The sequence below is a fragment of the Helicobacteraceae bacterium genome (assembly GCA_031258155.1).
Classification (GTDB): Bacteria; Campylobacterota; Campylobacteria; order Campylobacterales; family SZUA-545; genus JAIRNH01.
The window spans coordinates 1-14,851 of sequence record JAIRNH010000009.1 but is presented as its reverse complement, the minus strand read 5'-3'; the positions used below and the strand labels follow the sequence as shown (position 1 = coordinate 14,851).

The window sequence follows — 14,851 nt, the reverse complement described above, 5'->3', positions numbered from 1 at the left end:
ATAGCGGTAATATCGTCGATCGACTTGGCGGTTCTTTCGGCTAGTTTGCGCACTTCGTCGGCGACGACGGCAAATCCCCTGCCCTGATCGCCCGCTCTAGCCGCTTCGATCGCGGCGTTAAGAGCTAGTAGATTGGTCTGATCGGCTACGTCTTTTATTACCTGAACGACGGCGTTGATCTGTCTTGATTCCTCGCCCAAAGCCTGAATAACGCTCGACGTTTGCGCCACGATCTCCACCATAGATCGCATCTCGTCGGCGGTTCTGACGATTGTTTTGCTTCCCTCGTCGCTAATTTCGCCCGCGTTTTGCGCCAGCGCTTGCGCATCGGAGGCGCTGTTGGACACGGAGCTAATGCTAACCGTCATCTGCTCGACGCTCGCGGCTACGGACGAGGTCGAGGCGCTTTGCGCCTGCGATCCGCGAGCGACCGCTCCGGCGGCTTCGTTTAGCGAATCAACCTCTTTATTAACCTGATCGACGCTCGCTTGAACGCTGATTACCGAGCTTTGAATCTTGTCCAACATTTTGTTAAAAGCGCCGACCATTTCGCCAATTTCGTCTTTGGAAGCGTAACTCATTCGCAATCCTAGATCTTGCTCCGATTCGATCTGCACTACCAAGTCGCGCGTGCGGGCTATCGGCGCTACAACCGATCTGAATATCGACCACGCCAAAGTCATAATTGCGATTATTATTAAAATAAGCGCTATCAATTGAATATTCATCATTGCTTGCGAGTCGTATATCGCTTCTTCATAATGCGATTGCGCCTGTTTGAGATCGATATCCGTAAGCGCGCTTGTGAGTTCGCCTAACTTATTAGATAGATCGCGCCTACCGACGTTAATTTTTATCAAATACGCATACATATCGTGCAAAGATTCCTGCGTTGGGTTTGCCAACCGAGCGCTTATATATTGAGACGCTCTCGTTTCTATCTCATACCATTCGTCCCACGCCTTTTTAAACTCAGGCCACGCCTTTTCCGCGGCTTCGGGCGACATTTCTATGGCGCTATACTTTTTCAATATTTCGGGCGCGCGCTTAAACTCCAACGAATGGGCTGCGAACGATTTTGGAACTTCAAGCGTCTGCTCTTTATCGGAAAGCAAACTTAACGCCATAATCTGATAATCGCGCTTGATCATCTCGCTAAACGATATTTCTAGCTCCATCATCAGCTTGATCGATTCCAAACGATTTTCGTATATATCTCTCAGCGCGTATTCGTCGCGGTTTGAAGTAACATAACCTATAATAAAAGTAATCAAAACTCCCGCTATGCCCGTCGCTACCATTAAGATCAATCGCGTTTTTACTCGCATAATTAACTCCTTCCATAAATTTGGTCAGTCAATATAGCTATAGCTGATTATTTGAAAGTTATATAGCTATTAACCTGCGTAAATATTTCAATTAACTAGCGCTATTGCGCAAAGCCTACGTTAATTATTATCGCCGCAAATAGACAGCTATCCATTGCTACCTATCAATTACGCGGAAGGTTTTGTTAAAGCGCCGATATAACCGTTTTTTCTAGCGCGTATAGTTCGTAGCGGATATTTTTGTAAGTTTCAGCGTCGTTTATCATAACGATCTTTAACGCTTCTTCTAAAACTCTAGCGGCTTCTTGAGCGCGTTTGAAGTTGGCGATCGCCATGCCCTTTAGCCCGTCACGCTCGCTTTCGCTCGGCGCGCTTGGACGCAAAACGTCGCCCGCGCTATCGCGCTTGGCAAGCAGAGCCTCGCTTGAGTCAATTCTAACTTGCGCCCTCAAACTTTTTAATCTCCGCGCCGATTCGCCGTCCTTTAGCACAAAACGGCATATATCCTCGACGACGCGAATCCCCTCGCGCAAACGATTTTGGTTCGCGTCGATCATCGCCGATAAATCTTCCAAAGAGCGCCTTCTTAAACGTTTGGCGCTACTATAACCAAAATCATAAAACCGCGAGGGTAAAATGGCGCTTGAAGAGAATTGGAATAACAGGATTGGCGGCGAGTTTGAACGCTCGTATATGAGATCGCTACGCGAATTTCTGGTCGCCGAAAAACAACGAACGACAATCTATCCTCGCCCTTCGGAGTGGTTCAAAGCGTTTGAGCTAACGCCGTTTGAGAGCGTAAAAGCGGTGATCTTAGGGCAAGACCCCTATCACGGCGTAAATCAGGCGCACGGATTGGCGTTTTCCGTGCGCTACGGCGTGGCTATCCCGCCAAGTTTAATCAATATCTACCAAGAGCTAAAGGACGATCTAGGAATAGACCCGCCAAATCACGGCAATCTAACGGCTTGGGCGCAAAACGGCGTCTTGCTCCTAAACGCGACGCTAACCGTAGAGGCAAATCGCGCGGGATCGCACCAGAGTAAAGGTTGGGAGAGCTTTACCGACGCGGCGATCGACGCGCTAAACCGCGATAGGCAAAATCTAGTTTTTATGCTATGGGGAAGCTACGCCATTAGAAAACAGGCGTTAATCGATCGCCAAAAACATCTGATTTTAACCGCGCCTCACCCTTCGCCTCTTTCGGCTTATCGCGGCTTTTTTAGTTGCAAACACTTCTCGCAAGCAAACCGCTATCTTGCCGAGCATGGCGTAGCGCCGATTGATTGGAGGTTGTAAAGCCGCCGATCGTAGGCTTTAGATACAATCTGGCTCTTAGAGCAGAACCAAAGGAACGCGAAATGCGATCTTGCTATTTTCTATCAAAAAATGTTTCGCGGCTTACTATTTTTATATTAGCGGCGCTTTTCGTTTCGCTTGCGGCGGGAGGTTGCGCGACGCGAGGAAATCCGATAAACGGCTTTGAAACCGAGCGTTACGCGATCATAGCCAAGATCGCCGCTAGCGCCGATCACAGCGTAGCGCTAGACGACGAGGGCGGCGTATGGGTCGCGGGTTTGAATAAATACGGGCAACTTGGGCTTGGCGACGAGTTTAGTCGGGCGACATTCGCGCGCGCCAAAACTCTAGCTGGCAAAAAGATCGTAGCGATCGCCGCGGGCTACGGTAACACTTTCGCCGTCGATGACGCGGGCGCGTTGTGGGCGGCGGGGCTTAACAACTTTGGACAGCTAGGCGCTAAAGACGCGAAAAATAAAAACTCGTTCGTTCGGGCGGTAAATCTCGCAAATAGGCGAATCCTCGCCGTTTCGGCGGGCGTAAATCACGCGCTTGCGCTGGACGACGAAGGCAGAGTGTTTGCCGCCGGACTTAATAACTTCGGGCAACTTGGATTAGGCGACGCGAAAGATCGCGATAGATTTGTTCAAGTCGCGGCGTTTAAGAATATTAAGATCGCCGCGATCGCGACGGGATACGATCACTCTTTTGTTATCGACGAAACGGGCGCGGCGTGGGCAAGCGGCTGGAACGGACACGGACAGCTAGGCTTGGGGGACGCTAAATATAGGGCGAAATTCGCGCGCGTCGGCTCTTTGGAGGGCAAAAAGATCGTAGCGATCGGCGCGGGCGATTATCACAGCGTGGCGATCGACGCGGAGGGCAAGGCGTATGCGGCTGGCTGGAGCGTTCATGGACAGCTTGGTCTGGGCGATAAGACCAAACGTCTATCTTTCGTTGAAATAGACGCTCTGCGCGGCAAAAAGATCGTAGCGATCGGCGCGGGCGGTTTTCATACGATCGCGATCGACGATAGAGGAAAGGTCTGGGGAGCGGGATTTAACGGGAGCGGCGCGCTTGGCTTAGGCGATCGCGGCGATCGGCAAGCCTTCGTCGAGATCAATAGCTTAAACGGCGAAAAGATAGTCGCCGTCGCCGCGGGTTCGGATCACAGCGTCGTTCTGAACGATAAAGGCGCGATAGCCGTTTGCGGATGGAACTACGCGGGAGAGATGGGCTTGGGAGAGGATCGACGGAATCATTTTGCCGTAACATTTGAACGTCCCGTTTTTTCGGAGGAGCAAGACGCGCAAACGCCCTAAATTCGCTATGACTATGCGGCATATTTTTATAAAGGCGACGCCTAGTTTAAAACGGCGGTTTGTCCTATTGGTTTTATAGAAACGTTGCGGCGCTTAGCGCTTCGTTTTAGTTTTGCAATCCAATATGCCGCCATAGTTTCTCGCTACAATCTTGTCGTCAGAGTTACTAGCGCCCGCCGCAATATAACCGCCGCTTTTGTTTGCCCATTCGTTGTCGGTCTCGCTTCGCCCCTCATTTTTTTGAAGCAAAGCTCCCGCGGCGCAAAAGCGATTCGCAAGGGAACGAGCAAACGATCCTTATGAGATATGCGTTAGCTGGACTATAAATATTACAAGAACGCTAAAAGATTGACAAGTGTGAGGTTATTAAAGAGACTCGGCGCGCTCTTTCGCGCTTGCCGTCTATAAATAGCTTTATCGTAAAAAAGTAGCGTTTTATGCGACGCTAAAGCCGCTTTCTTTGCTTCGTTATACGCTCTCCGCGACTATTGCCGCTCGCGCCGCCCTCCCATCATACCCGCGCGGAGCGATAGGGCGGTTCCGCCCGTAATTGCGGAGGAATGCGGGTATCCATCTTTTATGATTGTTGTTGTGGGTTCTCACATTTTGTTAAGTCTAATGGGGATGGATACCCGTTGCGCGGGCATGACGGGAAGCTGGCGATCAACCTAGCGCGCGTTTGTATTCTCGCCTATGCGGGAATAACGCGCGCGGGCATGACGATAGAATTGAACGGCGATCTAGTGAAAATTGCGCGTATTTGGATACCCGTTTTAGATTACGAAGCGCGCCCGCGCTTGCTTCGCGCGAGTATGACGGGGGAGAGGGCGGGCTGAAAGCGCGCTTTTGTCCGCGCCGAGCGCAAAGACGGGCGGCTTAACTATTTGGCGCAAGCGCGTTCAACGTTCGCGTTAGGCTTTTTCGCCTTTTAATAGCTCTAAGATCGCGCGAGAGCTTTCGCGCGGGGTATCTTCGGTTATTTTGCGGAGTTTATCGCGTAAAACGTCGTGTTTTAACCGCTCGATCCGATCGGCTTCGCTAAGTTTTAGCGATTGTTCGACGCGCCTGTGAAGCGCGTCGCTATTATCCGTAAGTTCCAATTCGTTTTCATCGAAAGAGATTCGCTTTTTTTCTTCTATAGTTTTCTCGGTTTTTAACTCTAACGCCTTAGCGATAAACGGGCTAATAACCACGCGATAAAAAATAATCAAAACGATTGCGGCGGCGATCCATCTCACAATCGTTTCCGCGCTCATTTACAGCCCCATTTTACCCGGATTTAGTATATTGTTTGGATCGAGCGCTTTTTTAAGAGTTCTAAACAGATTCATCTCGCTTTGGCTAAACGCCATGCTCATAAACGGCGCTTTGCTAACGCCGATCCCATGCTCGCCGCTAAGCGTTCCTTCAAGATCGATCGCCGTCTCGAAAATATCCCGTATCGCCTTTTCCGCGTTATGATAACGCACCGCGTCTTGTCTATTGGTCATCACATTGACATGCACGTTTCCGTCGCCCGTATGCCCAAAACACGGAATCTGATGATCGTATTTTTCGCCGATTAGCGCTATGCGTTTTAGTAGTTCGGGCAACGCGCTTCGCGGCACGGTTATATCTTCGTTTAGCTTGGTGGGACCATAAATTTTTAGGCTCTGGCTGGCGTTTCTGCGGGCAAACCATATTGCGTCGCGTTCCGTCTCGTTCTTTGCGACAAAAAAAGCGGAACAACCGTTTTCTTTAAATACCCGCTCGATCGTTTCCATCTGCCATAAAATATCCGCTTCTATATTGCCGTCAACCTCCGTTATCAACAACGCGCCCGCGTTAATCGGCAATCCTTTTTTATACGCGCTTTCCACCGCCCTAATCGTCAGATTATCTAAGAACTCCATCGCCACGGGCGTTACGCCGTTTATAAACGATTTATAAGTGGCGCTCATCGCCGTTTCTACGCTTGAAAAAATTCCCATAGCCGTCAGCGTTAATTTAGGTTTTGGCAACAGCTTTAGCGTGATCTCCGTAATAACTCCTAGCGTGCCTTCCGAGGCGATTAAAAGCCCCGTAACGTTGTAGCCCGCCACGTCTTTAATGGTCTTTTTGCCTGCGCGGATCAGCTCGCCGTTTGGCAATACGGCTCTAAGCGCCAATACGAAATTTTTTGTTATGCCGTATTTGGCGGCGCGCATCCCGCCCGCGTTTTCGCTCACGTTGCCGCCGATCGTGCTGTAATCTTGGCTGGCTGGATCCGGCGGATAAAACAGCCCTTGCGCTTCGACGGCATTTTGAACGTCCTTGTTGATCGCGGCGGGCTGGACGCGCGCCAACATATTGTCTAGATCAATCTCTAGAATTTTGTTCATGTGTTTTTCAAGCGCGAGAACCGCGCCGCCCTCCACGCTAAGCGACCCGCCCGTAAAACCGCTTCCCGCGCCGCGCGGCACGATTGGGATTTTGTTTTGATTGGCGTAACTCAAAACAGCCCGCACGTCGTTTTCGTCTCGCGGAAAAATTACCATATCGGGCGGAAAGGTCTGTCGAGTGGCGTCGTAGGAGTAGGCTTGAAGATGCGGTTGATCCATATAGCAGTTATCGTTGCCGACGATTCGCGCAAACGCGTCGAAATGATGTTTTGAGATCATCAAAACTCCTTAGATATAAGCCGTTTGTAGTATGCGTCAAAAGCCTCCGCTCGATCGCTTTTTATCCCCAATCGGTTAAAAAACGGAAAGACCGATTGCGAAGTTTGCGCGCGCACCGGCGAAATCTCAAGCGCCGCAAGCGTTTGACAATCGACTATATAATCGCCGTCGTTCAAAGCAAAAACGATCGTCCCTACAAGATAGCGATCGCAAAAATCGCGAAAATCTTGCGCGTTCGGACTGGTTTTATCGTCCTTAGCAAGTTGATGAGCAAACAGATCGGGGTGGATATAGTCTAGATCGAGCCGTCTTGATTGCGCCCTAACCAGACGATCCACGTTTGGCGCGATCACGATCGCGCTCTGCCCAAGCGGAGCAAAAATCGCTTTGTCGCCTTTGCGAATAGGCAACGTAAGCGTTGGAGTCGAGTCTTGATCGTAAAGCGTAAAAGGCTCGCACCTTAACCGCGCCGAAGCGTCGTCGGCGCTTATCGCCGCGCATTTGGCGGCGATTGTTTCGCCCCCGTCGTATTCATAAATAATAATCGCGCTCATACCCGCTTTCGCGCCTTTTACGGCGATCAGCGCTTCGTTTCGCTCGACGGAGACGACTCTGCCTTCCGCGCTCGCGAACGCCGTCGCGGCAAGCGCCAATAATAGATGCGTAATTCGCGTCATAACCATTCCTTAAATTATCGATAAAGATAATACTTTAGCTCTGTCCCGCCATCGTTTTGCGTGAAATCAAGCCCTTTGTTTTTATCGCTGTATTCAATGCTGACGCTTAACTCTTTTTCGCTTTTCCAATAGTAACCGATCAGAGTCTCGCCGCCGATTCGATCAAGCAGATTCTCGCCCGCCGCAAGCTCGACTCGCAGATTTTTGTAACCCTCGTCGTCGGGGTATTGAGATATGATCTCGTTTCTGAAACTTTGATACGCCTCGATCGCTTTTTGGTGCGGATAGAGGCAGACGTAGTTAGGCGCGCGAGCCGATCTATTCTCGCTATGATCGAATTTTTCGCATTTAGCGCCCAAAAAATCGTCCTCCGCGAAAGCGGCGCAAAACGTCGTCAGCGCCGCAAACAAAAACCGCCGCAACTTAGCGCCCATCGCCAAATAGCCCCCTCCAAGATCAACGAGAAAGCGCGAATTATATCCGATTTTGACTGCTCGTTTGTCCATTTCGCGCGCGTTCAATCTCCCAGATACAAACCAAAGATCGCCGTCGCGCGATTAAACGGCTTGCTTTCGCGCTAATTCCAAAATTATCGAGCGATTTCAAAATCGCATAAAAACGCAACGCCAATCGTTAGGCGCGTTTATGGCAAACCCGACGTCGTAAAACCGCCGCCGCGCGTTTGAAAACGATTAACGCAAAACGGCGCGACGCGCAAATCTAGTTTATCGGAATTACGCGCGCGCGTCCGTTAAGCGCCCGCGCGAATTGAGGGGCTTTTGGCTAAAATCCGAACAAGTCATACGCGCTATGCCGGTTTTCATTCGGAAGGATTTCGTTGATCGCGCTAAAGCAGATATTTATATCGTTTATTCCGCCTCTTTTAATTGCTTTTTTAAGCGCGGCTCTCGCCTACTCCAAAACGCTGGGCATTCTGTCGATTGATCCCGAATTCGCGATTTTTTGCGCGGCTCTGGCGCTTGCGATCGCCTCTATTTTCGGCGCTATTTTGGGTCGATCGGCGATAGCGCATACCGCGCTGTTTAGTTTCGCCATATTTTGGCTGCTAGTCGGCGCTAAGATGGGGGATACGGCGCTAGAGTGTATAAAGGCGTTAAGCTGGCGTCTGATCCCGATTATCGCGGCGATAACGCTCGCGCCGCGAGAACGCGCGTTCTGGTCGGCGGCGGGGATTTTGCGGCTTTTATGTCTTTCGATCGCGCTGTTTTTTATCGTTTTGCTTAGTCTTAGCCCATACGCGATCAACGCGGCGGCGGCGCTGGAATACGGACTAGACAGACGACTTTTCGGCGTTCCGCTCGGAGCGATCGTCGTTTACGCGATCGCGTGGATCTTCTTTTTGGCGCGAGCGTTTTCGCAAACGCGCAAACTCGTCCCCGTCGCTTTGGGCGGCGCGTGCGGCGCGTTTATGGCGGGGCTGTTTTTCGCTTCCGATCGCGCGTTGTGCGCTCTGTTTTTCGGCGCGGGCGCGGTTATGCTGATAATCGGCGCGTCGCCCGTTTCGTTCGTAACGGTTTCGACTAAAAAGGATCGCGCGCCCGTCGCGGCGAAGCCTGAAAAAGCCGCTCCTTCGGCGCGTCGCCCCGTTTTTTTTGTAAAGCCCTCTTTAGGCGTTTTCGCAAAACTAGCGCCGACAAAAGAGCGTCTTGCGGAGCGCGTAAAAGCGTTGTTCGATTCGTCCAAAGTTCCGCTCGTTCCGGCGCACCCCGATATACGATTTTTCGATCCGCAAAACAAGGTCGGCGTAGTGTTGTCGCCCGCTTATTACTGGTATAAACATTCGGACGCTCCTTTTAAAAGCCGCCGTTTAGCCAAACGTTTCGCCGCTTCGTTGTTCTTTGGCTGGATTCCGGAGGGTTCGTATAGCTACTACGCTTTTCGCGAGGAGAACGGCTGGGGGTTTATCGCCTGCGATCTCGGCGCGACGACGCAAAGATTGATCGAGCAGGGGCTGGATACGCTTCAGATCGCGCGAGTATATTTCGCGCAAAGCGCGCTTGATCCCGCCGATTCGCCGATCAGGCTTTCGCAAAATACGGCGCTAAGTTTTGTAAACGGAGCGTGGGTCGCGTTGCCGATCAAGCTCGCCGCGGAGGTCAAAGAGTTCGATCCAACGCCGCGCGTTTTAAGCGCGCCGAGTTTCGCGCCCGTTCGATCGCGCGAATCGAGCGACGTCTCATTCAAACATTTTAGACTTGCCGCCTCGTTTTTACTTATCGTTATCGTCGCGCTGGCGGTCGATATTTTTAGGCTTTCAACCGCCGCTAGCGCCGCCGAGCGCGATCGGGAGGATATTTTAACGCGCGAAAAACTGCCCGCGACGCAAATTCAGCTTGAGAGCGTGGAGCGGCGTTTAACGCAGATCGCCTCCGCGCAGCGAGGGCTTAGGCAAACGCTTAGCAAACTGCTTACTTTCGTTCCGTCGGCGCGGTTAGAAAAGCTGGATATAGACGGACGGACGATCACGGCTCGTCTCGCGCCTTCGGACGCGATCAGCGCGCAAACCATTATCGAGCGGCTTAAAACCGCTCTGCCCGAAGCGGAAGCCGTAGAGCAAAACAATCGAGTGTCGGCGGCGATTAAATGGTAGCGATCAAGCTCTGGCGGATCTTATTGGCGCTGTTAGCGATCACGCTGATACTGCTTATCTGGCGCTTCGGCGCCGCGAGCGCGTTAAACGAGGCGAGCCTAGAGCGCGATAACGTCGCCGCGTTCGCGGAGCGGATAACGCGGCTACGTTCGGAGTGGGAGGGCAATCAGGCGGCAAGATCGCGCGCGCAGGCGCTTTTTGGCGAGGATATTTTCAAGCAACGCGGGATCGCGCAACAAAGCGCGCAGGGTATCAAAGCGGAATACAAAGACCTCGACGCTCAGGCGCTTAGCCGTTTAACGCGCGCGCTGTTTGAGTCGCCGATTCAGATCAAAACCTTTACCGTCGAGCGCAAAAGCGATCAGGGCGCGGACGTATATCTGGAGATCGCGTGGTAAAAAAAATTGTAGCCGCTCTAATATGGATCGTCGTGGCGCTGGAAGCGATCGTCTTTTTCTTGCCGAAAAAAGAGCTTTACTATCTGGCGGAACGTTATATGGAGCAGATCGGCGCGTTTGTGTCGGGAGAGGACGCGAGCGATTATGGTTGGGCGTTGTCGCTAAAGGGCGGGACGCTCTACTATGATCGGACGGCTATAGCCGAAAACGCGCGAACCACGCTGATTACGACGATCTTTTACAACGAATTATCCGTCGATTCATTCGAGCTTTCCGATACGCTCGCCGCTATAGCGCCCGCGCGGGTAGATTTTTTGAAAGCGCGCCATACAATCTTCGCTCCCCATAAGTTTTTTTTGAGCGCCGAAGGCGCAATAGGCGCGGCTACGGGCTGGATTGACCTATTCGATCGCAAAATCTATCTCTTAATTAACGTCCCGTCGGAAACTCAACAAAAATATGGACAGATTTTTGCTAGGTTAGAGAAAACCTCGGAAGGATTCGTCTATGAGCGCGATTTTTGACAGGCTATCTCCCGCGTGGCAGATACGTTTCGCCGCGTTTGGTTTTCTTTGCGCCTCTTTAATGCTCGCCGCGGCGATCGCGAGGCTTTTTCTGCCCGGCAGCTCGATTGAAAAAGCGTTTACCGCGCCGTTTAATTTTGTTCAATCTTATCCGCTAGAACGCGCTTTGGGCTTAAGCGACGCGATCTCCCCGCAAAGTCGGCAAGGAGACGCTTCGTCGGGCGCGGCGACGTTGACGGGAGTAAAACTAAAGGCGATCTACTCGGAAAACGACAAAAATGGTTTTGTGGTGATCGACGAAGGAACGAAACTCGTTTTCGTAGGCATAGGAGAGACGTTGCGCGGTTATACGCTTAGCGCGCTTGAATCGAAAAAAGCGGTTTTCGCGAAAGACGGCGTTAATTACGAACTCTCTTTAGACGAGCAGACAAGAGAGGCGCGCCTGATCTCCGCGCCGCAATCGCAAAGCGGAGCTATCGACGCGAAACAACAGAAACGGTTGGTAGAGCGCGACGAATTGGCTAGATACCGTCAGAATCCGCGCCTGATATGGGACAATATAGGTATCGCGCCGATCAACGAAAACGGCAAATTCAAAGAGTTTCGCGTAACTTTCGTGGCAAAAAACTCCGTTTTTAGCGAGCTTGGTTTGCAGGCGGGCGACGTTTTGAAAAGCGCGAACGGCGTGGAGCTTGACGGCTTTGCCGCCGCTTTGCGCCTTTACGCCAAGATCGACGAGATGGATAGCTTCCGTCTTACGATCATCAGAAACAATCAGGTTAGAGAGCTTGCTTATGAGATTCGTTAGCGTCCTTTTAGCGCTGTTTTGCCTCTGCTTCGCCGCGAACGCGCAAGATAAGCAAACGGTGGAAATCAACTTTACCGATCTGCCGATCGAAGAGTTTCTTAAAATGACCTCTCGAATTATGGGCAAAAATCTTCTGCTTACGCAGCGCGTGTCGGGCAACGTGGATTTTGTAAGCGCCACCTCGGTTTATAAAGACGATATTTTGCAGCTCGCGCTTAGCGTGTTAGCCACTCGCGGTTTGACGCTCGTCGAAGAGGGCAGCTACTACAAGGTTACGCGCCTCGCGGAAGCCGCGCAGGAGAACATTCCCGTCGTAAGCGGAATCGCGCGCGGCTCGCTGATGGTTACGCAGACGATTCGCATAGAGGAGGAGAACGTCGATATTATCGTTCAGAAAATTCGTCATCTGCTCTCTCCGGCGGCGAAGCTCGTTACGATGCGCGAGTCCAACTCGATGGTTATCAGCGACTATCCGTCCAATATCAACACCGTTCGGCAGGTGATTGGCGAGCTTGTCGATAAGCGCGCCGTGAGCGTCGAGTTTATCCCGCTTAAAAATATCAAAGCCGCCTCGATTGTAACCTCTTTGCAACAGATTATGAAGGGGGCGGTAAATCCGCGCGTGATCGACAACGAGGTGCAGATTCTTAAAGACGACGCCTCCAACGCAATCGTGGTTACGGGCAGGGCGCATCATATCAAGACGATCAAATCGTTGGTTGCGCGCCTAGACGTAGAGAACAACTACGCCGCGCCCTCCTCGGAGGTGATCTTCTTGCAAAATTCGGAGGCGAGTTCGCTTGTGAAAATTTTGTCCGGAATCGCGGATAAAACCGTCGCTCCTTCCTCGCCGGCCGATCCGAGAGTAAAACCGACGATTAGCGCGGACGAGGAGATGAACGTGCTGATCCTCGTCGGAATGCCGGAAGAGATCGCTACGATCAAAGCGCTGGTGAAATCCCTCGACGTGCCGCGCCAGCAGGTCTATGTTCAAGCGACGATCGTAGAGATTAGCGACAATTTAGCCGATCAGATCGGGCTTACCTACGGCGTTGACGGCGCGGCGGTGGGCGGCAACGGCATCTATACGCTTGGCGCGGCGCTTACGGGTAGCGTTCCGTCAACGGTTAGCGGCGCGATCTTAAGCCAGCTGCAAAAAACCGACGCCAACGGCAATATCAAGGTGGAAAGCGCTACGGCGTTAGCGGTGGGCGTGGGGCTGAACCTGTTGACAAGCCGTCAAGCGGCGGAGGTGCTTTCCGAGCCGTCGATCCTGTGCGTAAATAATAAGGAATCGACGATTTACGTCGGCGAAACGCGATCGATTCTTACTTCGGAGACCACCACGAGCGCGGGCATACCAACTAGGAACTACGCCCGTCAAGACATAGGTTTGACGCTCAAAGTCAAACCGCGCCTTTCGACCAACAAAAAAGTGGCGCTGACGATCGAGGCGCAGCTAGAGGGGATCGTGGGAGTGGACGGTAGCGCGCAACCGACCACCACCAAACGGCGCGTATCGACTAACGCTATCGTCAGCGACGGCGAACCCGTTATCTTAGGCGGGTTGATCAAAAGCGAGGAGATCGACACGGAAACCCGCGTGCCGATCCTCTCGTCTATCCCTTTCGCGGGCAACCTTTTTCGCAACAAACAGGAGGGCGTGAATAAGACCAGCCTCGTGGTGATCGTAACGCCCTATATCGTGGAAAAGAGCGAGGATCTATCGGCGCTGAGAGTTCGGCTTAGCCGCCTTGAGGCGTTGCGTATGCAATACGCCAAAGAGATAATCAAGCGAGCCGATGAACGCCGCAAACGTTGAGTTTCAAAAATTAAGCCATCACGGGTTAGAACCGTCGCAATTTGAGGGGATCGACTCCGCGCTGGCGCTGAAATACTATGTGTTATTCGCCAAAGTTAAAGAGGAGATCGCCGTCTGCCTTGGCGAATCCTATCTCGCCGAATCGCTTGGTTTTCTTAGCAAATACGCGATCGACGCGCCGATCTATCTGCTCGATCAAGATAGTTTCGATCGGCTCTATAACCGCTTTTTAGAGCAACGCACCGACAGAGAGTTAAGCGACATCGGCGGCGCGGACGATCGTATAAACGAGGTAGCCGAAGAGGAGGAGGGCTTTAGCCTAGCGGAGTTTCTTCGCAACAAAGCCGATCTGCTAAGCAGCGAGGAAGCCGCGCCGATCATTCGTTTTGTCAACGCGCTGTTTTATCAGGCGATCAAAAAGGGCGCGAGCGACATTCATATCGAGGCGCACGAGCGCAAAGGCGAGGTGCGCTTTAGAATCGACGGCGCGTTGGTCAAATACGTCGATCTGGATTTGCGTATTATCAATCTAGTGATCAGCCGCATAAAGGTTATAAGCAACCTCGACATATCCGAAAAACGCGTGGCGCAAGACGGACGCACGCAGGTAAATATCGCCCGCAGAACGCTGGATATTCGCGTTTCGATTTTGCCAACCTACTACGGCGAGCGGGTGGTTATGCGGATTTTGATGGAGAGCGCGGAGATTCCTCGCCTGCTGGAGCTTGGATTCGAGCCAAAGTTAATCGCTAGGCTAAGCGGCTTGCTGGAGCATTCGCACGGGATTATTCTCGTTACGGGTCCGACGGGAAGCGGCAAATCCACCACGCTACACAGCTTTTTGCAGCAGGTCGCCACGCCGCATAAAAACGTGATCACCGTCGAAGACCCCGTAGAGTATAAGGCGGACAATATCAATCAGGTGCAAGCCAATCCGAAAGTGGGCTTAACCTTCGCGGCGGGGCTTAGATCGATTTTGCGCCAAGACCCCGACGTGGTGATGATCGGAGAAATACGCGACAGCGAAACGGCGGCGATCGCCATTCAAGCCGCGCTTACGGGACACCTTGTTTTCTCTACGCTACACACCAACACCTCTACGGGCGCGATTACGCGGCTTGTCGATATGGGCGTGGAGCGGTTTTTGGTCAGCTCGTCGCTACTGGGCGTGTTGGCGCAGAGGCTTGTGCGCAAGCTATGCGAAAAGTGCAAAACGGAGGACGATCTCGCCGAAAGTTACGAGACGGAGTTTGGTTTAAAACGCGGCGTTAAAATCTACAAAGCGACGGGTTGCCCCGAGTGCAACCACACGGGCTACAAAGGCAGACGCGCGATAGGCGAGCTGTTTATCCCCGACGACGAGGCGATCGCGCTGTTTAAGGAGACAATCGAGGAGCACGCCATCCGCGATCTGGCGATCAAA

General features: G+C 52.2%; 14 protein-coding genes. 8 read left to right on the top strand and 6 right to left on the bottom strand.

Annotation, left to right across the window (positions count from 1 at the left end; all coding sequences use genetic code 11):
- A partial coding sequence (locus LBF86_01350) for a methyl-accepting chemotaxis protein (protein ID MDR0664155.1) occupies positions 1–1,328 on the bottom strand: 1,328 nt, incomplete at its 3' end.
- Between the two features lie 185 nt (positions 1,329–1,513).
- Entirely contained in the window at positions 1,514–1,903 is a 390-nt protein-coding gene (locus LBF86_01345) for a thiamine-phosphate pyrophosphorylase (GenBank protein MDR0664154.1), read from the bottom strand.
- A 61-nt stretch (positions 1,904–1,964) separates the two neighbouring features.
- On the opposite strand from LBF86_01345, the gene ung reads away from it, so the two are divergent.
- Together ung and LBF86_01335 are read left to right on the top strand one after the other, a co-directional pair.
- Complete coding sequence (ung, locus tag LBF86_01340) at positions 1,965–2,627, top strand: uracil-DNA glycosylase (protein MDR0664153.1); 663 nt, start codon at positions 1,965–1,967, stop codon at positions 2,625–2,627.
- A 62-nt stretch (positions 2,628–2,689) separates the two neighbouring features.
- Positions 2,690–3,949, top strand: a complete 1,260-nt coding sequence (locus LBF86_01335; protein ID MDR0664152.1) for a hypothetical protein — start codon at positions 2,690–2,692, stop codon at positions 3,947–3,949.
- Between the two features lie 911 nt (positions 3,950–4,860).
- Here LBF86_01335 and LBF86_01330 read toward each other — a convergent pair.
- Genes LBF86_01330 through LBF86_01315 form a run of 4 tightly spaced genes read right to left on the bottom strand, consistent with a single transcriptional unit; the run spans position 4,861 to position 7,771 of the window.
- Complete coding sequence (locus tag LBF86_01330) at positions 4,861–5,205, bottom strand: hypothetical protein (GenBank protein ID MDR0664151.1); 345 nt, start codon at positions 5,203–5,205, stop codon at positions 4,861–4,863.
- A complete protein-coding gene (locus LBF86_01325) occupies positions 5,206–6,588 on the bottom strand; it encodes an FAD-binding protein (protein ID MDR0664150.1) in 1,383 nt (460 codons plus the stop codon).
- A complete protein-coding gene (locus LBF86_01320; protein MDR0664149.1) occupies positions 6,588–7,265 on the bottom strand; it encodes a plasminogen-binding N-terminal domain-containing protein in 678 nt (225 codons plus the stop codon). Before LBF86_01320 ends, LBF86_01325 begins: the two co-directional genes overlap by 1 nt.
- Positions 7,266–7,279: 14 nt before the next feature.
- On the bottom strand, positions 7,280–7,771 hold the full coding sequence (locus LBF86_01315) for a hypothetical protein (protein ID MDR0664148.1): 492 nt from the start codon (positions 7,769–7,771) through the stop codon (positions 7,280–7,282).
- Positions 7,772–8,103: 332 nt separating this feature from the next.
- Between LBF86_01315 and LBF86_01310 the strand changes: the two genes are divergently transcribed.
- From LBF86_01310 to LBF86_01285, 6 genes are all read left to right on the top strand, one after another.
- Positions 8,104–9,876 (top strand): hypothetical protein, encoded by a 1,773-nt coding sequence (locus LBF86_01310; protein MDR0664147.1) that lies wholly within the window; start codon positions 8,104–8,106, stop codon positions 9,874–9,876.
- On the top strand, positions 9,870–10,274 hold the full coding sequence (locus tag LBF86_01305; protein ID MDR0664146.1) for a hypothetical protein: 405 nt from the start codon (positions 9,870–9,872) through the stop codon (positions 10,272–10,274). The genes LBF86_01310 and LBF86_01305 overlap by 7 nt, the downstream gene beginning before the upstream one ends.
- Entirely contained in the window at positions 10,268–10,798 is a 531-nt protein-coding gene (locus LBF86_01300) for a hypothetical protein (protein MDR0664145.1), read from the top strand. The genes LBF86_01305 and LBF86_01300 overlap by 7 nt, the downstream gene beginning before the upstream one ends.
- Entirely contained in the window at positions 10,782–11,606 is an 825-nt protein-coding gene (locus LBF86_01295) for a hypothetical protein (protein ID MDR0664144.1), read from the top strand. The genes LBF86_01300 and LBF86_01295 overlap by 17 nt, the downstream gene beginning before the upstream one ends.
- A complete protein-coding gene (gene gspD, locus LBF86_01290; GenBank protein MDR0664143.1) occupies positions 11,593–13,428 on the top strand; it encodes a type II secretion system secretin GspD in 1,836 nt (611 codons plus the stop codon). Before LBF86_01295 ends, gspD begins: the two co-directional genes overlap by 14 nt.
- A partial coding sequence (locus LBF86_01285) for a GspE/PulE family protein (protein MDR0664142.1) occupies positions 13,409–14,851 on the top strand: 1,443 nt, incomplete at its 3' end. The genes gspD and LBF86_01285, both read left to right, overlap by 20 nt.

Coding starts and splice junctions, on each gene's coding strand:
- ung (MDR0664153.1), top strand. CDS start 1,965: ATGGCGCTTGAAGAGAATTGGAATAACAGGATTGGCGGCGAGTTTGAA.
- LBF86_01335 (MDR0664152.1), top strand. CDS start 2,690: ATGCGATCTTGCTATTTTCTATCAAAAAATGTTTCGCGGCTTACTATT.
- LBF86_01330 (MDR0664151.1), bottom strand. CDS start 5,205: ATGAGCGCGGAAACGATTGTGAGATGGATCGCCGCCGCAATCGTTTTG.
- LBF86_01325 (MDR0664150.1), bottom strand. CDS start 6,588: ATGATCTCAAAACATCATTTCGACGCGTTTGCGCGAATCGTCGGCAAC.
- LBF86_01320 (MDR0664149.1), bottom strand. CDS start 7,265: ATGACGCGAATTACGCATCTATTATTGGCGCTTGCCGCGACGGCGTTC.
- LBF86_01315 (MDR0664148.1), bottom strand. CDS start 7,771: ATGGACAAACGAGCAGTCAAAATCGGATATAATTCGCGCTTTCTCGTT.
- LBF86_01305 (MDR0664146.1), top strand. CDS start 9,870: ATGGTAGCGATCAAGCTCTGGCGGATCTTATTGGCGCTGTTAGCGATC.
- LBF86_01295 (MDR0664144.1), top strand. CDS start 10,782: ATGAGCGCGATTTTTGACAGGCTATCTCCCGCGTGGCAGATACGTTTC.
- gspD (MDR0664143.1), top strand. CDS start 11,593: ATGAGATTCGTTAGCGTCCTTTTAGCGCTGTTTTGCCTCTGCTTCGCC.